Genomic DNA, 19,320 nt, shown 5'->3' with positions numbered 1-19,320 from the left:
CTGAAGGAGCTGAAACACCTATGTCCACCGCACTCACGTCCGAGGCCGAGGCCGTCTTCGCGCATGTCGATCGGGACGAGCTGGTCGATATCGCAAAGGACCTCATCCGCTTCCCCAGCATCAAGGGTGAGGAGACGCCTCTCGCGCGCCACCTCGCCGAGTTCTTCACCGAGCGCGGCTACGAGGTCGACCTGTTCGAGGTCGAGCCGGGCCGCTACCAGACCATCGCCACCCTGAAGGGTGAGGGCGGCGGCAAGAGCCTCATGCTCAACGGTCATATCGACATCGACCCGCTCGAGGACGGCTGGGACCACGACCCGTTCGAGGCGAAGGTCGAGGGTGACCTCCTCTTCGGCGCGGGTGTCATCAACATGAAGGGTGCCGACGCCTCGATGATCCACGCGGCGGAGGCGATCAGGAAGTCGGGCGTCAAGCTCAAGGGAGACCTCGTGGTCGCGCTCGTCGCTGGCGAGCTCCACGGCGGGCTCGGCACCGACATGCTCATGAAGAGCGGCTTCCGCACCGATGCAGCGATCGTGCCCGAGGCGTTCGGCGTGCGCAATGTGCTCACCATGAACGTCGGCACGTGCAGCGTCGCTATCACCATCAAGGGCAAGTCGGCGCACATCATGTACAAGGAGGACTCCGTCGACGCGATCGCGAAGATGGTCAAGGCCGTCCCCGCGCTCAACTCGATCGAGTTCACCCACGAGCCGCGCCCCGACCTGCCCGACATCCCGCAGATGAACCTCGGCGCGATCGTCGGCGGCCGTGGCAGCGCGCACGACACCCGCGGTGCGAACTACGTCTCGGACTACTGCACCGCCCTGATCGACGTGCGCTTCCTGCCGGGCCAGAGCATCGACTCGGTCGAGGCGGACTTCGTGCGGGTGATGGAGGAGCTCAAGGCCGAGGACCCGGAGCTCGAGTACGAGGTTCAGATCCCGCCGCCCGCGCGCTTTCACGAGGGCAAGACCCGCGGGCACGAGCCGTTCGAGATCCCGGCAGATGCGTACATCGTCCAGTCGGTCGCCTCGCACTACACCGAGGTCACGGGCAAGGAGCCGGAGCTGATCGGCGTGCACGTGCCCGGCTCGTACTCGGGCGACGACACCTCGCACCTGTGGGCGGCGGGGATCCCCTGCGTGCTGTGGGGACCGGGACACGGCGCGGGCATCCGCAGCGCGTTCGCGAACGAGAACATGTACATCAGCGAGATGGAGATCGCGTCGAAGGTCTTCGCCCTCACTGCGCTCGACATCTGCAACCAGGACAAGGGCGAGGACTTCCCCGAGGGGTCCTGACCGATCCGCCCACCACGATCGTGAAGGCCCGTGTCCCCGTCCTGCGGGGGCGCGGGCCTTCCGCACGTCACGCGTTCCCTCGCCTGTGCCTGTCCGCGTCGACGATCCTGACGCTCCGCGGGATGGAACCGGTCCCGGAACGACGATCCTGACGCTCGCCCGTAACCTCCCCGCAAACAGCGAGGTCTAACGTCGGAATCCTCACCCGTTCCGCGACGAAGGAGCACAGGGACCGTGACGAGCTACGACATCGTGGAGCTGGGCCTTCCGGAGATGAAGGCCGCGCTCGAGTCGGGAGCGATCACGAGCGTCGACCTCGTGACCGCCTATCTCAACCGCATCGCGTACTACGACCGCACCGGGCCGTGCCTGCACGCGATCGCGGTGCTCAACCCGGAGGCGCTCGCGGACGCCGCGGCCTCGGACGCGCGCCGCGCGCGAGGCGAGGCGGGACCGCTCGAGGGCATCCCGTTCACGATCAAGGACTCCTACAAGGCGAAGGGACTGACGGTCGCGTCGGGCAGCCCGGCGCTCAAGGATCTCGTGGCCACGGACGATGCGGCGAGCGTTGGGCTCCTCAAGGCGGCCGGGGCCGTGCTGATCGGAAAGACGAACATGCCGCCGATGGCGGCGGGCGGCATCCAGCCGGGCGTCTACGACTACGCGCGCAGCCCGTACAACCCGGACTACATCACGGCGGCGTACGGCTCGGGATCATCGAACGGCTCGGGCACCTCGACGGCGGCAAGCATGGCGGCTTTCGGCATGGCCGAGGAGACGGTGTCCTCGGGCCGGTCGCCGGCGAGCAACAACGCGCTCGTCGCCTACACGCCCTCGCGCGGCCTCATCTCGATCCGCGGAAACTGGCCGCTGCGCCCCGCGTGCGACGTCGTCGTCCCGCACACCCGCACGGTGTCCGACCTCATGGTCCTGCTCGACGTCCTCATCGCGACCGACCCCGACACGACCGGCGACTTCTGGCGCCAGCAGACCGCGGTCGCGCTCCCCACCCCCGAGGACGTCGTGTCCAAGCCGATGCTCCGCGAGCGCCCGACGCGCCTCGACGGCCTCCGCATCGGCGTGCCCACGATCTTCATCGGGGAGGACGACGCTCCCCTCGAGCCCCCGGTCATCCGGCCGAGCGTGCGCAAGCTGTGGGACCAGGCCGCTGCCGATCTTCGAGACCTGGGCGCCGAGGTGGTCGAGGTCGACTTCCTCGCGTGGAACAACTACGAGGAGGACAGGCCCGGCGCCGAGGGTCTGGCCGCGCGCGGGCTCGTCCCCGCGAACTGGCGGACCATGGAGGGCGGCCCTGTCACCGCGATGGTGCTCGACCAGTTCCTGAAGGTCAACGGCGATCCCGAGCTCAGCAGTTGGGCCGACGTGGACGGCGACTCCGTCTTTCCGGTCGAGGACGCGCTGTGGCCTGTGTGGATCACGCGTGCGCGCGGCGGCTTCGACTGGCAGCGCCTCGCGGAGATGGCGAAGGCGGGCGTGCCGTCCTCCTTCGACGAGGTCCCGGGCTTCGACCAGCTCCTCACCGGGCTCGAGGCCGCGCGCAAGGCTGATTTCGAGGACTGGCTCGTGGCGGAGGGGCTGGACCTCATCGTCTTCCCCGCGGCCGGTGACGTGGGCCGCGACGACCTCTTCACGCGGCCCGAGAGTCTCGCGCACGCGAGCCAGAACGGAGTCGTGTACTCGAACGGCAACCGCGTGATCCGCCACCTCGGCATCCCGACGGTGACCGTGCCGATGGGCTTCATGGGCGACACCCAGATGCCCGTCGGACTCACCTTCGCGGGGCCCGCGTACTCGGACGACGTCCTGATCGACCGGGCGTACGCGTACGAGCAGGCGACCCAGCGCCGTCTGCCCGCCTTCCTCACGCCGAGCCTGCCTAGCGACGTCATCCCTGGTGGAGCATCGTCCATGGACGATGCGGTCGTTGCGACCGCGCACACCGTCCAGATTGAGCGGGGCGAAGTGTTCTGGGAGGTGACCGTTCGTATTGAGGATGCGGACGATGCGCCGGCCCAGGTCTGGGCGGACGGCCACATCCTCGCGCCGGTGGACGGCGAGCCCGGTGTCTACGCGGGGCGGATCTCGCTGCGCCGGAACCGCCTCTTCGAGGAGGTCATGGTGATCGTCAAGAGCGGCGCCTCGGCCGAGTACAGCCTCGCGCCGCTGCCCGCGTGAGTCCGAGGAAGACGAGGAGCACGATCGTGACCGATCAGCACGCGCCGGCCGGGTACATCGCCCCAGGTCAGCGACTGGGGCGCGTCCGCATGCCCGCCGGGCAGAACGTCGCGGGCTACCCGGTCGGGATCCTGTACATCGACCAGGTGCACTATCCGATGATGCCCGGCAACGTCGTCAACGCCTGGACGTACGACTTCCCGGTGCGGATGCGCGCGGTCGGCGGTCTGACCTCCGGGCAGCTGTTCTGCGCGGACGGTTCGATCGTCGACGACCTGATCGAGGGGGCCCGCGCGCTCCAGCGCGAGGGGGTGCGCGCGATCACCGGCGCATGCGGCTTCTTCGGCAACTATCAGCGCGAGGTCGCGGCAGCGGTGAGCATCCCGGTCGCGATGTCCAGCCTGATCCAGGTCCCGTGGATCCGGGCGGTGCTTCCCGGCCGGCGCATCGGCGTGCTCACCGCGAACGGCACCGCGTTCAGCCCCGCGCTCCTCGAGGCCGTCGGCGTGACCGACTCGTCGGATCTCGTGGTGCGGGGACTCGGGGACGCCCCGGAGTTCTCCGCGATCCTCGAGGATCGCGGTGAGTTCGACGACTCTGTGGTGCAGGAAGAGGTCCTCGAGGCGGCGCGGGCGCTGCTTCAGGACGCGCCCGACATCGGCGCGATCCTGCTCGAGTGCTCCGACATGCCGCCCTACGCGTCAGCCGTCCAGGCGGCCACCGGACTGCCGGTGTTCGACTTCATCACCATGATCCGCTGGCTGAGGTTCGCGACCCAGCAGATGCCGTACCACGGGTTCATCTGACGGGTCTCGTCAGCGCCCTGCGCGGTCGGCGGGGCCGTGGGTCGCCCACAGCGTGCACGCGAGCCACAGCTCGTGCTGGGTGCGCGGCTGCGCGAGCGAGACGCCGAGCAGCTCCTCGATCCGCTTGAGGCGTCGGGTGACGGTGTGCCGGTGCACGCCCAGGCTGTCCGCGGTCTGAGCGATCCCGCCGTCGGCCTCGAGCCAGGTCTCGAGCGTCGCCAGGAGGCTGCGCGGCTCGGGTCCCTCGCCGACGAGGGGCCCGAGAGCGACGCGTGCGAACGCCCTCGCGGGCTCGGGTGCCAGCGCCGCCTTGAGCCCCGAGCTCGCGGTGCGGTCCGCGAGCCCGCCGGGGCGCGGCCCGTGCGTCGCGGCGCGCTCGAGCATCATCGCGCCCGAGGCCTCGCGCCGCGCCGAGGCCACGTCGGGCCAGCGCGTGCTCGGGGAGGAGCCCACGGCCGCACCGATCCCGCGCAGGCGGTCGGCGACGAGCGGTGCGCGGTCGCTGCCGACGAGGACCCACAGCACGTCGTCCTGCTCGCCGAAGGCGACGGTCGCCCGGGGTCGCGGCCCGAACGGCGCGAGCTCGGCGACCAGGTCGTAGGCCTCGTCCGAGGCGGTCGCGCACAGGACGGTGAACGGCTCGCGGGGAAGGCCGTTCCACAGGGCGCGCGCGACGGCGCGGCCGAGCGAGAGGTTCCCGTCGAGCAGCTCGGTCACGAGCGCGCCTCGCAGGGAGCGCACGGTCCTGTCGCCGGTGCGGGTACGCGCGAGCGAGACGCCCAGCAGGCTCGAGGTCATCACGGGCACCGCGGCGACGACGGGGTCGCCCACGCGTCGGGAGCCGGTCACGAGGATGCCGAGCAGGTCGCCGTCGGGGGTGCGGACGTCGCACGCGCACAGCTCGGTCTCCTCGGCGCTCGAGAACGTCACCTGGCGGCCGGAGCCGGCGTGCTCGCGCGCGGTCTCGACTGCGAGGGGTCTCGCCGCCAGGTGGGAGATCTCGGAGACCGCGCCCGAGGGCTGCACGAGCGCGGCCCAGCCGCCGATGATCTCGGCCGCGCGGACCATGAGCAGCCTGCTGACGTCGGGCGCGGCGGCCGCAGCGATCAACCGCCGCTGCGCGACGTGCATGCGCCGCAGCCGCATCGTCTCCTCGTCGGCCTGCGCGCGCGAGACCGCCTTGATCACGGAGGAGAAGGGGAGCGCCTCGGGGACCTCGAAGACGACGAGGCCTTGCTCACGGGCGGCGTCGAGCAGGGCGGTCGGCACCTCCTGATGGACGACGCCGACGCCGAAGCCCAGTGCGGCGGCGCGTGACTCGCGCAGCCGCGCGACGTACCGCTCCCAGCCCGCGGCCTCCTGGCCGGTGGCGTCCGAGCCAGGCACCGACCCGGGCCCGGGGATGAGGCTGCCGGTGGTGAGCAGCACCTCGTCGGGCTCGGAGAAGGCCATCGGGTCGTCGAGCTCGCTCTGGTGCGCCCAGACGATGCTCCGCTCGAGCGCGCCGGGCGCGCCCGGGCTGAGGAGCGTGAGGCCGAGCTCGGGGCGCGCGAGCAGGCCGGCGACGGTGATCGACATGCGGTCATCGTGGCACGGCGGTGTTACATCGAGTCGACCTCAGCCCCAAGAATTGGCCCTCGCGGCCCATCCGTCGTCGCGTCTCCCGGTGCTACTTTCGCAGCCAGGAGCGGCCCTCGGGCCGCCGTGAGACGGACGAAGGGAACACGATGACGGCGACCGCGGAGCAGCTGGCCCACCTGAGCCCCGCCCTGGCGAGGAGCACCGACGTGGTCGCGGTCGCCGGCGAGGGTCCGTATCTGATCGCCGAGGACGGCACCCGCTACCTGGACTGGGTGCAGGGCATCGCGGTCAACGCGCTCGGCCACAGCCACCCGCGCGTCGTGGCCGCGATCCAGGAGCAGGCCGCGCGCCTCGTGACCGCCTCGTTCAACGTCGTCACCTACCCGGCCACCGTGGAGCTGGCCGACCGGATCGCCTTCCTCGCCCCCGGAGACCTCGGCTCGGTGTTCTTCTCCAACGGCGGCGCCGAGGCGATCGACGGGGCGATCAAGCTGGCCCGCGTCGCGACCGGCCGCCCGGCGATCATCTCCTTCCTCGGCTCATTCCACGGCCGCACGCTCGGCGCGACCAGCGTCACCGCCTCGAGCGCCAAGTACCGGTCGCACTACGAGCCGCTGCTCGGCGGCGTCCACTTCGCGCCGTACCCGTCGCGCGGGATGTACCCCGGCCTCGACGATGAGGAGATCGCCGACCGCGCGCTCGCCGACCTCCAGCGCCTGTTCGACCACGTGGTGCTGCCCGAGACCGTCGCCGCGATCCTCATCGAGCCCCTCCAGGGCGAGGGCGGCTACTGGGTCCCGCCCCGGCGCTACATGCAGGAGCTCCGCGCGCTGTGCGACAAGCACGGGATCCTGCTCATCTCCGACGAGATCCAGGCCGGCTACGGCCGCACGGGCGAGATGTTCGCGATGACCCAGCACGGCGTCGTGCCCGACATCATGACGCTCGGCAAGGCGATGGGTGGCGGCCTGCCGATGAGCGCGATCGTCTCGACCCCCGAGCTCATGGCGAGGTGGAAGCCCGGCCTGCACGGCACGACGTTCGGAGGCAACCCCCTCGCGGCCGCGGCCGCGCTCGCGGTCCTGGACGAGTTCGCCGCGTCGGACGTGCTCGGCAACGTCCGCACGCAGGGCGCCTACCTCGCGGGACGCCTCGCGGACCTCAAGGAGCGCCACGCATCGATCGCCGACGTGCGCGGGCTGGGCCTCATGGCGGCGATCCAGCTCGACCACGCCGACGGGACGCCGGGCGGCGACCTGGTCGACGCTGTCAGGCGCGCCGCGCTCGAGCGAGGGCTGCTCGTGCTGTCGTGCGGGGTCAAGGGCAACGCGATCCGCATCGCGACGCCGCTCAACGTCACCGCGCCGGTCCTGGATGAGGGGCTGGCGATCCTCGAGGAGTGCCTCGACATCATCGAAGGAGGAGCCGCCTGATGGCTGCAGCGAAGGTCGTCTACTTCAACATCACCGACACGCTCGACCACGAGCGCTCCCTGCTCGAGAAGTGGGGCGTCGCCGACCAGGTCGAGCTCGTGGAGGCCACGGCTCCCAACGAGGACGATGCGTTCGTGGCGGCCGTCGAGGGTGCCGACGGCGCGGTGGTCGAGTACTTCGAGGTCACCGCCGAGGTCATGGACCGCCTGCCCGGGCTCAAGGCGGTCGGGGTGCAGGCCATCGGGACGTCGAACATCGACGTCGCGTCGGCGACCGCGCACGGCGTGACCGTCGTGAACGCCCCGGGCTTCTGCGTCGAGGAGGTCGCACTCCACACGGTCGGGATGATCATCGACCTCGTGCGCAACATCAGCCTGCTGGACCGCACGGTGCGCGACGGCAAGTGGGACCCGATGCTCGGCCCCATGCCTCACCGGATCAGCGGCAAGACGATCGGCCTCGCGTTCTTCGGCGGCATCCCGCAGGGGATGGTCCCGATGCTCAAGGCGATGGGTCTCGAGGTGCTCGCGTGGGCGCCGACCAAGTCCGTCGAGTTCCTCGCCGACTTCGGCGTCGGCAAGGCCGAGACGCTCGACGAGCTGCTCGAGCGCTCCGACATCGTCTCGCTCCACACCCCGCTGCTGCCCGAGACGCACCACCTCATCTCCGAGCGCGAGCTCGCGCTCATGAAGCCCACCGCGTACCTCATCAACACCGCGCGCGGGAAGGTCGTCGACGAGCCCGCGCTCGTCGCGGCACTGCGCGAGGGCCGGATCGCCGGCGCGGGCATCGACGTGATCGAGGACGAGGACGGCGACGAGTCCACCGAGCTCTCGACGTTCGACAACGTCGTCATCACCCCGCACGCGGCCTTCCTGTCCGAGGACTCGTTCCTCGCCGCGCGCGAGATCTCGCTGCGCGGCCTGGTCGAGCGGCTCGTCCACGGCGAGCGCCCGGCGAACCTCGTCAACCGCGACGTCGAGATCTGAGGCGCCGCGATGCGCGCCGCCGTGCTCGAGGGCAAGGCTGAGGTCCTTCCCCCGGGACGTGCCCGACCCCGTCGTCGTCGACCCGACCGACGCGGTCGTGCGGGTCGAGGCCGCCGCCGTGTGCGGCTCCGACCTGTGGTCCTACCGAGGCCAGAGCACGGCCAAGCCCGGCTCGCGTATCGGGCACGAGGCCGTGGGCACCGTGATCGCGACCGGCGACGAGGTGACCGACATCGCGGTCGGCGACTGGGTCATCGTCCCTTTCCGCTGGTCCGACGGGGTGTGCGCCGCGTGCGCGCGCGGCCTCACCACGTCGTGCGAGCACGGCGGCTTCTGGGGTCGCGAGATCACCGAGGCGTGCCAGGCCGAGCTGCTGCGCGTCCCGCAGGCGGACGGCACTCTCGTGCGGGCCCTGCCCGACGGCTCGCGCCCGGACGATGCGCTGGTTCCGTCCATGCTCGCGCTCGCGGACGTCATGGGCACCGGCTATCACGCCGCGCTCAGCGCGGGGGTGGGGCCAGGCTCGACGACGGTCGTGATCGGCGACGGCGCGGTCGGCCAGTGCGCGATCATCGCCGCGCGGCTGCTCGGCGCCGCGCGGGTCGTGGCGCTCGCGAGCACGCACGCGGACCGGCAGGCGCTCGCCCGATCGCTCGGGGCCGACGAGGTCATCACCGCCCGCGGGGACGACGCGGTGGTGGCCGTCGCCGCGCTCACCGACGGCGCCGGTGCGGACCAGGTGCTCGAATGCGTCGGCACCGCGCAGTCCTTCTCGACCGCGCTCGCCGCGGTCCGCTCGGGCGGCACGGTGTCCTATGTCGGAATCCCCCACGGCGTCCAGATCGACCTCGCGACGCTGTTCGCGCGCAACGTGACCATCACCGGCGGCGTCGCCCCGGTGAGGCACTACCTGCCCGCGCTGCTGCCCGCGGTCCTCGAGCGCCGCATCGACCCCGGCCGGGTCTTCACCGACCGGCTCGGGCTGTCCGAGGTGGCCGAGGCCTACCGGCGCATGGACGCCCGCGAGGCGCTCAAGGTCCTCATCGACACGAGCGCCTGAGCCGAGAACCGCCCACCCCAGACCCGTCCCCATCGCATTTCCACGACGAGCACCACCGAGCAGCGAGGAGCACCTCATGGTCAAGACCATCAACGTCGGCGACGCGGTCGCCGCCTACAGCCACGGCAAGGTCGTCGGCGACCTCGTCTTCACCTCGGGCCTGACGTCGCACGACCCGGTCACCGGGGAGGTGCGGGGCACGACCGTGAGCGAGCAGACCCTGCTCGCGCTCGAGCTGCTCGCCTCGATCCTCGAGGCCGCCGGATCGTCGATGGCCGACCTCGTGCAGGTGCAGGTGTTCCTGGACGACATCGACCACGACTTCGCCGAGTTCGACGCTGCCTACCGGTCGGTCGTGCCGTCGCCGTTCCCCCCGAGGGCGACGGTCGGAGCCGCGCTTCCCGGGTACAAGGTCGAGATGATCGCGACCGCCGCGGTCACGGGAGCGTGACGCGGTGAGGATCGTCGTCGTCGGCGCCGGCGTGGTCGGGCTCGCGACCGCCTACCGGCTCGTCAAGGACGGGCACGACGTCACGGTGCTCGAGGCGGACACCTACGGGATGGGGCCGTCGCACGGCAACGCCGCGCTCGTCACGGATGTGCTGTCGTTCCCGGTCCCCGCGCCCGGGACGATGCTGATGGCCGCCAAGTCGTTCCTGGACAAGCACGGGCCGATCAGCATCACCCCTCGCGTCGACCCCGGATATCTCACGTTCCTGGCCCGCATGGGGCTCGCCACGCGCACGTCGGCCTTCCACGCGGGCACGCGCGCGCAGGACGTCCTGTCGCAGATGACGATGCCGCTGTACGACCAGTACGTGGCCGACGGGCTGGTCTTCGAGCAGCATCGCGGGGGCTCGATGCATGCGTTCGAGTCGCGCGAGGAGCTCGACGAGGCGCTCAAGGTCTTCGAGCCGTTCCCGCAGCTCGCGAGCCGGATCCGCCCGCTCGTGGGCGCCGACGAGGTGGCCGAGGTCGATCCCGGCGTGAGCCCCGCGTATGCGTACGGCTATGTCGCTCCCGACGATCGCCAGGTCGAGCCCGTGTCGCTCATGGACGCGATCGTCGCGAGCCTGCGCGCGTCCGGCGTCGAGATCTTCGAGCACTCGCCCGTGGTCGGCTTCGCGACGCGCGGCGGCGAGGTCGCGGCCGTCGTCACCCCCACGAGCGTCCTCGAATGCGACGCCGTGGTGCTCGCGGCAGGTGTCGCGTCGAGGGACCTGGCCAAGCGGCTCGGTGCCCGCCTGCCGCTGTACTCGGGCGGCGGCTACTCGGTGGACGTCGAGGTCGAGGCCGACCTCCGCCCGCGCACCTCGGTGCTCACCGGCCGCACGCACATCGCGGTGACGCCCCTCGACAAGGGGGTGCGCGCATCGTCCGGGATGATCATGGGCCAGCGCCGACCCGAGGTCGCCGAGGCGACCGTCGAGCGGCTGCTCGCCGACCTGCACCACCTCTACCCGGACGTGCCGCTCGACAAGCGCGCCGCGGGCTGGGCCGGGCTGCGGCCGATGTCCGCCGACGGCGTGCCGATCATCGGCATGCTGCCCGGGACCACGAACGCCGTGGTCGCGACCGGCCACGCGATGCTTGGCCTCACCTACGCCCCGGCGACGGCCGAGGTCGTCGCGGCCCACATCGGCGAGCTCGCGGGCGGCGACGAGGTTCCCGAGAGGTTCGGCGTGCTGGCGCCGAGCCGGTTCAGGACGATGCCGGGGCGCCGGACGGACTGAGGGTCACCTGGCGGTGGCGTCGCCGTGCGCCGCGGCTCAGTCCTTGCGTGCCTCGCGCGACCGCCGCATCTGCGCGGCGAGGTCGGGGTACGACGCGTCGAGGCCTTCGACGATGCGCTCCTGCACGGGCTCTGACTTGTTCTGGCTGAGCTTGGCGCGGGCGTCGAAGCGGGTGACCTCGAGCCGGTAGCCGCGCGTTCCACGCGCGAGGCGGCGCGTGCCCTCCTCGTCCTCAGCGAGGCTGTGCCCGCCAGGCATCCCGCCCTCGAAGTGCTCGGTGAGGCGGCTGAGGGTCGCGTAGTTCTCCTCGTCGGTGAGGATCTGCGGCATGCCGTACAGGTGCGCGGTCAGGTGGTTCCAGGTGGGCACGATGTCGCCCTCGTCGTACCAGGACGACGAGACGTAGCCGTGCGCGCCCTGGATGATGACGAGGATCTCGTGCTCGCCGAGCCCGTGCTCGCGAGCGTCCACGAGGCCGAAATGGCCAACCAGGACGATGCCGTCCGCAGCCTCGTCCAGGAGGACTGGATAGTGCGAGGCGACCAGGCCGTCGTCCGTGTGAGAGACGAGCGTCGCCCACGGGTTCTCGCGGATCAGGCGCTTGATCTCCTCGGGATCGGTCATGTGGAACTGCTGCTTGCTGTGCACACGGTGACACTATCGGGCGGCAGGACTCTCGAAGTATTCGTCGATCCCGCAGGTCGCCGAGCTGACGTCCCAGAGGAGCCGCTCCGACGCCTCGTCGCGCTCGGCCGGCAGCAGCACTGCCTCGCCGGGCTCGCCGCGCTCGGCGGGGCCGTAGAACTGGCCGTCCTCGGCGGTCGGGTCGAGCGACGCTCGGATGATGCCGAGCGCCCCGTCCTCGACCGAGTGCGCGACCTTGAGGGTGCGCGTCAGGATGTAGCGGTCGAGCAGGCGAGTGCCCCCTGCCTGCGCGGTCTTCGCCTGGAGGCCCGAGTTGGTTGGACCGGGGTGCGCCGCGAGGGCCTTGATCCCGTGGGCCTTGTCCGCCTCCGGCATCCGTTCGGACAGCGCGTACGTGAACATGAGGTTCGCGAGCTTCGACTGCTGGTACCGGCGCCACTTGGCGAAGCCGGGGAAGCCGTCGCCGCCCAGGTCGCCGCCGTGGGCCTCCATGTAGCGGGCCTCGAGCGGCCTGCCGCGGCGCGCGCCGGAGGAGTGGTTGACCACCCGTGCCTCGCCTCGCGCGTCGGCCGCTGTGCGCAGCGCGGGCCACACGAGGCTCGTGAGCAGGAAGTGCGAGAGGTGGTTGGTCTGCATCTGCACGTCGCAGCCGTCGACCGTCGCGGTGTCCGGTAGCCCCATGACGCCCGCGTTGTTGCACAGCACATCGATGCCGTCGGGGGCGGCAGCGAGGATCGCGGGTCCGGCGGCGCGGACCGAGGCGAAGCTCTGCAGGTCGCACGCGATCGCGGTTGCGGCGACGCCGTCCGCGGTGAGGGTCGCGAGCGAGGCGTCGGCGCGCTCCGACGCTCGGTTGAGCAGCAGCAGTCGCGCTCCTAGGCGGCCCGCGGTGCGGGCAAGCACCGCGCCCGTGCCGCTTGTGGACCCGGTGATCGCGACCGTGCGGCCGTCGAGACGCGGCAGGCCCGCGACGGTGGCGGCGTAGTGGACGGAAGGCGGCGGCGGGTAGGCGCGAGGGGACATGGTGCTCCGGGGTCTGGCGGATGCGACGGATCGCCGCGTCTCCCGATCATGCCGCACCGCCGCCGCCCCGGTGCGGTCAGAGGCGGTAGCCGCCCGAGGCCTCGATCCGCTGCGCCGTGACCCACGCCGCGCCGGGCTGCACGAGCGAGGCGATCACTCCGGCGATGTCCTCCGCCGCCGCGGACCGGCCGAGCGCGGTGCCGTCGGCGAACACCTGGCGCACCTGCTCGTTGCCCACCCAGCCGCTGAAGTGGGTCTCGACCGGCCCGGGGGCGATCGTGTTGACCCGAATGCCGCGCGGGCCGAGCTCCTGCGCCCAGTACGCGGTGAGGACGCCGACGGCGCCCTTCATCGCCGCGTAGGCGTCGCGGCCCACGTGGACGAACCGGGTCAGGCCCGTGCCGAGGTTGACGATGCTGCCGCCGTCGGCGATGAGAGGCACGCCTTCGGACGGGGTCGCGATCGCCTGGGTGAGCAGGTAGACGCCGCGCACGTGGGTGGCGTAGAGGTCGTCGAGGACCTCGGCCGTGGTCGTCGCGAGCGTGGTGTCGGCGCCGAAGCCCGCGTTGTTGACCAGGACGTCGAGGTGGGCGCCGCCGAACGACTGCTCCAGCATCGTCCTGAGGTCGTCGGCGAAGCGCGCGATGTCGGCGACCTGCGCGCTGTCCAAGGGGAGCGCGGCCGCGGCGCGGCCGAGCGACTCGATGGCGGAGACCGTCTCGGCGGCCTCGTCCGGGTGGCTGCGGTAGGTGACGATGACGTCGTGGCCCTGGCGGGCGAGCTCGATCGCGGTCGCGCGGCCGATGCCGCGGTTGGCGCCGGTGATGAGGGCGAGGGGGCTGATGTCGTTCACGGGGGTTCTCCTTCTGGTGATTGCGGAACCAGCCTGCGGGGGCCACCGGACAGGAAGAAGAGGGGGTTCACCCTGGGGGCGACGCCCCTACCCTTCGCGGTCGCGGGCGGCACATACTGGGCGGATGGACCTTCCCGAGCTCGGCGCGTTCCTGCGCTCCCGCCGCGACCGGATCACGCCCGATCAGGTCGGCATCGTGCCTGGACCGCGTCGCCGCGTGCCGGGGCTGCGTCGCGACGAGGTCGCGGTGCTCGCGGGCGCATCCGTCGAGTACTACACGGAGCTGGAGCAGGGATCGAAGGTCCAGCCGTCGCCGTCGATGCTCGCGGCGCTCGCTCGAGCGCTGCGCCTCACCAAGGATGAGCGCGACCACCTGTATCGGCTCGCGGGCAGGCCCGTGCCCGCGCGCACCGGCGACAACCACGTGGACCCCGCGATGCTCGCGCTGCTCGATCGCCTCGACGACACTCCCGCGCTGATCGTCTCCGACCTCGCCGAGACGCTTGCGGCGAACGATCTCGCCCGGGCGCTGCTCGGCGAGCAGCAGGGTCTCGAGTGGCCGAGATCGAGCCAGGTCTACCGGTGGTTCGTCGAGCCGATCCACCGCGCGCGCCACCCCGAGAAGGACTACGAGCGGCTCTCAGAGTCCCTCGTCGCGGACCTGCGCATGGCCGCCGCGCGGCGGTCCCCCGACGATCAGCGCCTCGCAGAGCTGGTCTCGCTGTGCTCCGAGGCCTCCGAGGAGTTCGCGCGGCTGTGGGAGCAGCGGGCCGTGGCGCTCAGACGCGTCGACGCCAAGGTCTTCCTGCACCCGAGCATCGGCGCGCTCGACCTCCACTGCCACAACCTCTACACCGACGACGGGTCGCAGCACCTCCTGTGGTTCACGGCCAGGGACGATGCGGAGACGGCCGACAGGCTCGCCCTCCTGGGCGTCGTGGGAGCGCAGGAGATGTCGGCGCCCTGATCGTGAGCGCCTTGAGTGACCTTGGTCCCGTGACACCGACGGGCGTTCGGGTGCTACCCTGACGGCCGAGCGAGAGCTCACCACAGGGTTGTAACCCGCTTCGATGCGGAGCAAGGCCTGAGACGTTGTCATGCGTCTCAGGTCTTTTTTTGTGCCCAGACACCGGCGACGCCGCCGAGAAGGAGAACGAGCATGACGTCCGCAACGACGCGTGACAAGGCAGAGGGGATCGTGGACGCCATCGGCGGCCCGGACAACATCCTCAGCCTCACCCACTGCGCGACCCGCCTGCGCTTCGAGCTGAAGGATGCGTCGGTCGTCGACCGCGCGGCCGTGGAGAAGGTGCCCGGCGTGATGGGCGCGGTGCCGCAGTCCGGCGACCGCTACCAGGTCGTCGTCGGTGGCGCGGTGCAGTCCGTGTACACCCAGATGATCAACCTGCCCTCGCTGAAGGGCGTCGGGACCGGACCGTCCGACGCCGACGTCAAGGCCGCGGCGCGCTCGAAGGCCCGCGGCAAGGTCGCCTGGCTCGACGCGTTCTTCGAATACCTGTCCGACTCGTTCCGCCCGCTGCTGGGCGTGCTGCTCGGCGCCTCGCTGATCATCGCGTTCACCGCGGTGCTCGACGCGCTCGGCGTGGTCGACTTCCGGGCCGCCGACAAGTCCGCCGGCTGGGTGTTCGTCGATGCGATGTGGCGCTCGGTCTTCTACTTCCTGCCGATCATGGTCGCGTACAACGCGGCCAAGAAGCTCGCGATCGACCCGTGGGTCGGCGCCACCGTCATGGGCGCGCTCATGACCCCCGAGTTCATCAAGCTGTCGGACCCGACGGTCTTCGCCGACACGGTGTGCACGACCAACGCGACGCTCGGAACCGAGTCGTGCGTCGCTGACATCTTCGGGATCCCGCTGCAGCTCAACGACTACGGCGGCCAGGTGTTCGTCCCGCTGATCATGGTCGCGCTGCTCGCGGTGGTCTACAGGGCCCTCAAGCGGATCTTCCCCGAGAACATCCAGATGGTCTTCGTGCCGTTCTTCTCGATGGCCATCATGATCCCGGTCACCGCGTTCCTCATCGGACCCCTCGGCATCTGGCTCGGCAACGGGCTGGGCGGCGGCCTCGCGTGGCTCAACGGCAACGCGCCCATCGCATTCGCCATCCTCATCCCGCTGCTGTACCCGTTCCTGGTCCCGCTGGGCCTGCACTGGCCGCTCAACGCGCTGATGCTCATGAACATCGGCACCCTCGGCTACGACTTCATCCAAGGCCCCATGGGCGCGTGGAACTTCGCGTGCTTCGGCGCGACCGCCGGTGTGCTCTTCCTGGCATGGCGCGACAGGGACGTGCAGATGCGTCAGACCGCGACGGGTGCGCTCGCGGCCGGTCTGCTCGGAGGCATCTCGGAGCCGTCGCTGTACGGCATCCACCTGCGCTTCAAGCGCATCTACCCCCGCATGCTCGTCGGCTGCCTCACAGGTGGCGTCATCATCGGCCTCGGCGGCGGCGTCGACACGAGCGTCTTCGCGTTCACGTCGCTGCTGACCATCCCGGTGTTCGACCCGATGGGGCTGTACGCGATCGCCATCGCCGCCGCGTTCACGGTCTCGATGGTGCTCGTCATCATCTCGGACTACCGCACGCCCGAGCAGAAGGCCGAGGCCGCCGAGGCGCGCCGCCAGGCCGAGGCCGACCTCGCGCTCGAGGCCGCCGGTGCCGACGTTCGCGTCGCCGCTCCCGTCGCCGCTCCCGCCGCTGCCGAGGAGTCCGCTCCGACCGCCGCGGTGATCGCCCCGGTCGCGGGCACGATCGTGCCTCTCGCCGACGTCGACGACGCGGTGTTCTCCTCCAAGGCGCTCGGCGACGGCGTCGGCATCGCGCCGGCGGACGATGCCGGGGTGCTCGAGGTGGTCGCGCCCGTCGGCGGCGTGCTCGTGACGCTGCCCGACAGCCTCCACGCGTACGGCCTCAAGACGGACGATGCGGTCGAGGTGCTCGTGCACATCGGCATCGACACGGTCAACATGGCGGGCGAGGGCTTCACCGCCGCCGTCGCCGCGGGCGACCGCGTGGCCGCCGGCCAGGTGCTCGGCACGGTCGACATCGCGGCCGTGCGCGCGGCCGGGTACGACCCGACCGCGTTGGTGACCGTCGTCAACACCTCGTCGCTGACCGAGGTGGCGCCGCGACCCGCCGTGGCCGTGGCTCCTGGCGACGTCGTCGTCGACGTGGTTCCCTGAGGTTCTGGGTCCCCCAGAGCCTGATCGTCCACGTACCGAGCGGCCTGCCCGATGAACATCCTGCGCGTCTTCAACAACAACGTCGTCCTCGCCCGAGAGGACGACGGCTCCGAGGTGATCCTCACCGGCTGGGGTCTGGGCTACCAGACCCGGCCGGGAGACCCGATCGACCCCGCCAAGGTCGCGCGCACCTTCCGCCCGGTCGACGACAACGACCCGGACCGGATGGCTGCGCAGCTGGCGGGGCTGTCCCCGGAGCACGTGCAGCTCGTCGGGCAGGCGCTCGTCGACGCCGGGTTGGCACGCCTCGCGGCCAACCCGGCCGTGGTGGTCGCGATGACCGACCATGTCGCCTCCGCGCTCGCCCGGGCCGCCGCCGGCCAGACCCTCGAGTACCCGCTGCTGGCGGAGGTGTCCCACCTGTACCCGCAGGAGTACGCGCAGGGGCAGGCGCTCGTCGAGCAGATCAACGGGCAGGTCGAGTCGCCGCTGCCGGCGTCGGAGGCCGTCGGCCTGACCCTGCACCTCGTGAACGCCGGCTTCACCGCGGGCGATCTGGCGTACAGCTACACGATGACCGGCCTCATCCAGCAGTTCCTTGACGTCATCGGTGAGCAGTTCGACCTCGAGCTCGACACGGGCAGCGTCAACGTCGGCCGGTTCGTGACGCATCTGCGCTACCTGTTCGTGCGCATCCACCAGCGCCAGCAGCTGTCCGACCAGCGGCACTCGGCCGTCGGGACGGCGATCCGCGACAACTACCCGGAGGCCGCACGGTGCGCTGATCGGCTGGGCTCCCTGGTCGAGCTGCGGCTGGGCGCCGCCCTCACCGAGGATGAGCTGTCCTACCTCGCCCTGCACGTCGCACGCGTCACGTCCTGAGCGGTCCGCGTGTGCGGTCCCAGGGACGATGCTGGGGTTTCCTGCGGGCCGGGACCGGCGGCAGATTCCGACTTCTGAGTACGGCAGATTCTGGAAAACTCTGTCGGCAGATTCCGACCTCGCCTCGCTTTCAGACGACTGGCGGCCCCTCTGCGGTCAGCAGGTCGGCTGCTCCGATCGCCTCGATTCGCTCAGCCAGAGGGAAGCGGTCTGGTCCGGCGTGGACGACGATGATGCGCCCGAGGCCGAGATCGGCCAGCGCGTGGCGCATGCTCGGTGTCACCTTGGGGGAGTCGGTGCGTTTGATCTCGATGCCCCACTGTGTGGATCCGAAGTCGATGATGAGGTCGATCTCGGCGCCGTCCTGAGTGCGCCAGAAGTACATCGGCAGTCCCCATCGGGCGATGTGCTCGATCACGAGGCCCTCCCAGCTTGCCCCGAGGATCGGATGCGACAGCAGGTCGTCCAGCGTGGGGATTCCGAGCAGGCGATGCAGAGTGCCGCTGTCGCGCAGGTAGACCTTGGGGGAGCGGACCTGACGCTTGCCGATGTTCGCCACCCACGGCTGTAGCTGGCGCACCACGAGCGCGTCGGTGAGTGTGTCCAGGTAGCGGCGCGCGGTGGGCTCGGATGCCCCGAGCGAGCGCGCCATCTCGGCGCCGTTCCACGTTCCTGAGTGGCGGTGCGCGAGCATCGTCCAGAAGCGGCGCATCGTCGTCGCCGGGACCCGGGAGCCGAGCTGTGCGAGGTCTCGCTCCAGGAACGTGGAGATGTAGTCGCCGAGCCACGCGCCTGCTGCTGCGTCGTCGACGGCGGTGAGGGCCTCGGGGAGACCGCCCCGCAGCCACAGGCTGTTCAGGTGGTCCGCGCCGGCCTCCGGAAGTCCGAGGGGGCCGAGCTCCACGAGGGCGATGCGGCCCGCGAGAGACTCTGCGCCGAGGCCCACCAAGTCCGGCGAGGCACTACCCAGCAGAAGGAACCGGCCCGGCGTGCGGTCTTGGTCGATCAGCACCCGGAGCATCGGGAACAGCTCCGGCATGCGCTGCGCCTCGTCGATCACGACCGTCCCGGACAGTCGCTCCAACGCGAGAATCGGATCTGCCAGCCGCGCCAGGTCGCGGGGATCCTCAAGGTCGAAGTAGTGGCTGCGCTGGGGATCCAGTTGCTTGCGCACCAGCGAGGTCTTGCCGACCTGGCGCTGCCCCGTCAGCAGCACCGCCGGGGAACGGTCGAGCGCGGACTGCAAGCGCGCGGCGTCGTGATCGCGGGGAAGCCACGTGTCATTCACCCTGTAATTCTAACACTGAATATTGGATTTACAGGGTGATCGTGGTGCGTACGTGATGCCGATGGAAAACAAGAAGCCCCCCGCGATGGAGAAGCTACGCGAGGGGCTTTGGTGGCTCCGACCGGCGTCGATCCGGTGACCTTTCGAGTTGGAGTGCGCCTCTGTCAGGGGTTTTCGCGGGGTGGCTTGGCCTTCGGAAAGGCCAGGTAGACCTGCGAATCGGCTGTCTGCGGTTGTCGATGGTTGCATCTGAATGTGCGGGATAGATGCGGGGTGACTCTTCGCGCCGAGCGATGGCGTGGCATTCGACCACGCCCGGGCC

General features: G+C 70.8%; 16 protein-coding genes. 11 read left to right on the top strand and 5 right to left on the bottom strand.

Annotation, left to right across the window (positions count from 1 at the left end):
- Positions 1–20 precede the first annotated feature (20 nt).
- The 3 genes from AOP78_RS12510 to AOP78_RS12500 all read left to right on the top strand — a co-directional run bounded on the left by AOP78_RS12510 (position 21) and on the right by AOP78_RS12500 (position 4,306).
- Positions 21–1,304: a M20 family metallopeptidase gene (locus AOP78_RS12510; RefSeq protein ID WP_062205286.1), complete on the top strand. Its 1,284-nt coding sequence runs from the start codon at positions 21–23 to the stop codon at positions 1,302–1,304.
- Positions 1,305–1,538: 234 nt separating this feature from the next.
- Positions 1,539–3,500, top strand: coding sequence for an amidase (locus AOP78_RS12505; protein ID WP_152659546.1), 1,962 nt, complete (start codon positions 1,539–1,541; stop codon positions 3,498–3,500).
- Positions 3,501–3,526: 26 nt separating this feature from the next.
- Positions 3,527–4,306 (top strand): aspartate/glutamate racemase family protein, encoded by a 780-nt coding sequence (locus AOP78_RS12500; RefSeq protein ID WP_062205283.1) that lies wholly within the window; start codon positions 3,527–3,529, stop codon positions 4,304–4,306.
- A 9-nt stretch (positions 4,307–4,315) separates the two neighbouring features.
- Here AOP78_RS12500 and AOP78_RS12495 read toward each other — a convergent pair whose 3' ends face one another.
- A complete protein-coding gene (locus tag AOP78_RS12495; protein ID WP_062205279.1) occupies positions 4,316–5,884 on the bottom strand; it encodes a PucR family transcriptional regulator in 1,569 nt (522 codons plus the stop codon).
- 149 nt (positions 5,885–6,033) lie between these two features.
- Here AOP78_RS12495 and AOP78_RS12490 point away from each other — a divergent pair, with 149 nt between their 5' ends.
- The 5 genes from AOP78_RS12490 to AOP78_RS12470 all read left to right on the top strand — a co-directional run bounded on the left by AOP78_RS12490 (position 6,034) and on the right by AOP78_RS12470 (position 11,102).
- Positions 6,034–7,320: an aminotransferase class III-fold pyridoxal phosphate-dependent enzyme gene (locus AOP78_RS12490; RefSeq protein WP_062205276.1), complete on the top strand. Its 1,287-nt coding sequence runs from the start codon at positions 6,034–6,036 to the stop codon at positions 7,318–7,320.
- Positions 7,320–8,309 (top strand): C-terminal binding protein, encoded by a 990-nt coding sequence (locus tag AOP78_RS12485; RefSeq protein ID WP_062205274.1) that lies wholly within the window; start codon positions 7,320–7,322, stop codon positions 8,307–8,309. Before AOP78_RS12490 ends, AOP78_RS12485 begins: the two co-directional genes overlap by 1 nt.
- 58 nt (positions 8,310–8,367) lie before the next feature.
- The gene (locus AOP78_RS12480; protein WP_369401092.1) at positions 8,368–9,369 is read left to right on the top strand and encodes a zinc-binding dehydrogenase; all 1,002 of its coding nucleotides are present in this window, start codon (positions 8,368–8,370) and stop codon (positions 9,367–9,369) included.
- Between the two features lie 76 nt (positions 9,370–9,445).
- A complete protein-coding gene (locus AOP78_RS12475) occupies positions 9,446–9,820 on the top strand; it encodes a RidA family protein (protein ID WP_062205269.1) in 375 nt (124 codons plus the stop codon).
- A gap of 4 nt (positions 9,821–9,824) precedes the next feature.
- The gene (locus AOP78_RS12470; protein WP_062205266.1) at positions 9,825–11,102 is read left to right on the top strand and encodes an NAD(P)/FAD-dependent oxidoreductase; all 1,278 of its coding nucleotides are present in this window, start codon (positions 9,825–9,827) and stop codon (positions 11,100–11,102) included.
- 36 nt (positions 11,103–11,138) lie between these two features.
- Here AOP78_RS12470 and AOP78_RS12465 read toward each other — a convergent pair whose 3' ends face one another.
- The 3 genes from AOP78_RS12465 to AOP78_RS12455 form a co-directional block, all read right to left on the bottom strand.
- Entirely contained in the window at positions 11,139–11,750 is a 612-nt protein-coding gene (locus AOP78_RS12465) for an FMN-binding negative transcriptional regulator (RefSeq protein WP_269082109.1), read from the bottom strand.
- 9 nt (positions 11,751–11,759) lie between these two features.
- Positions 11,760–12,770 carry an SDR family NAD(P)-dependent oxidoreductase gene (locus AOP78_RS12460; RefSeq protein WP_062205262.1) on the bottom strand — a complete coding sequence of 337 codons (1,011 nt, stop codon included), beginning with the start codon at positions 12,768–12,770 and terminating at the stop codon, positions 11,760–11,762.
- A gap of 76 nt (positions 12,771–12,846) precedes the next feature.
- Positions 12,847–13,623: an SDR family NAD(P)-dependent oxidoreductase gene (locus AOP78_RS12455; RefSeq protein ID WP_236685383.1), complete on the bottom strand. Its 777-nt coding sequence runs from the start codon at positions 13,621–13,623 to the stop codon at positions 12,847–12,849.
- Positions 13,624–13,747: 124 nt separating this feature from the next.
- Between AOP78_RS12455 and AOP78_RS12450 the strand changes: the two genes are divergently transcribed.
- From AOP78_RS12450 to AOP78_RS12440, 3 genes are all read left to right on the top strand, one after another.
- Complete coding sequence (locus AOP78_RS12450) at positions 13,748–14,590, top strand: helix-turn-helix transcriptional regulator (protein ID WP_062205260.1); 843 nt, start codon at positions 13,748–13,750, stop codon at positions 14,588–14,590.
- A gap of 192 nt (positions 14,591–14,782) precedes the next feature.
- Entirely contained in the window at positions 14,783–16,828 is a 2,046-nt protein-coding gene (locus AOP78_RS12445) for a glucose PTS transporter subunit IIA (RefSeq protein WP_062205257.1), read from the top strand.
- A 51-nt stretch (positions 16,829–16,879) separates the two neighbouring features.
- Complete coding sequence (locus AOP78_RS12440; protein WP_062205254.1) at positions 16,880–17,710, top strand: PRD domain-containing protein; 831 nt, start codon at positions 16,880–16,882, stop codon at positions 17,708–17,710.
- Between the two features lie 130 nt (positions 17,711–17,840).
- Here the strand turns inward: AOP78_RS12440 and AOP78_RS12435 are convergent, their stop codons facing one another.
- Positions 17,841–18,998, bottom strand: a complete 1,158-nt coding sequence (locus AOP78_RS12435) for an ATP-binding protein (protein ID WP_152659545.1) — start codon at positions 18,996–18,998, stop codon at positions 17,841–17,843.
- Positions 18,999–19,320 lie beyond the last annotated feature (322 nt).

The organism is Demequina salsinemoris, assembly GCF_000974805.1.
GTDB lineage: Bacteria > Actinomycetota > Actinomycetes > Actinomycetales > Demequinaceae > Demequina > Demequina salsinemoris.
Note: the sequence above shows the minus strand (reverse complement) of the source record. Positions and strands in the feature narration are given on the sequence as shown.

Bases quoted from the DNA above. Each gene is read 5' to 3' on its own strand.
- AOP78_RS12485 (WP_062205274.1), top strand. From the start codon at position 7,320: ATGGCTGCAGCGAAGGTCGTCTACTTCAACATCACCGACACGCTCGAC.
- AOP78_RS12490 (WP_062205276.1), top strand. From the start codon at position 6,034: ATGACGGCGACCGCGGAGCAGCTGGCCCACCTGAGCCCCGCCCTGGCG.
- AOP78_RS12460 (WP_062205262.1), bottom strand. From the start codon at position 12,770: ATGTCCCCTCGCGCCTACCCGCCGCCGCCTTCCGTCCACTACGCCGCC.
- AOP78_RS12510 (WP_062205286.1), top strand. From the start codon at position 21: ATGTCCACCGCACTCACGTCCGAGGCCGAGGCCGTCTTCGCGCATGTC.
- AOP78_RS12445 (WP_062205257.1), top strand. From the start codon at position 14,783: ATGACGTCCGCAACGACGCGTGACAAGGCAGAGGGGATCGTGGACGCC.
- AOP78_RS12495 (WP_062205279.1), bottom strand. From the start codon at position 5,884: ATGTCGATCACCGTCGCCGGCCTGCTCGCGCGCCCCGAGCTCGGCCTC.
- AOP78_RS12440 (WP_062205254.1), top strand. From the start codon at position 16,880: ATGAACATCCTGCGCGTCTTCAACAACAACGTCGTCCTCGCCCGAGAG.
- AOP78_RS12475 (WP_062205269.1), top strand. From the start codon at position 9,446: ATGGTCAAGACCATCAACGTCGGCGACGCGGTCGCCGCCTACAGCCAC.
- AOP78_RS12450 (WP_062205260.1), top strand. From the start codon at position 13,748: ATGGACCTTCCCGAGCTCGGCGCGTTCCTGCGCTCCCGCCGCGACCGG.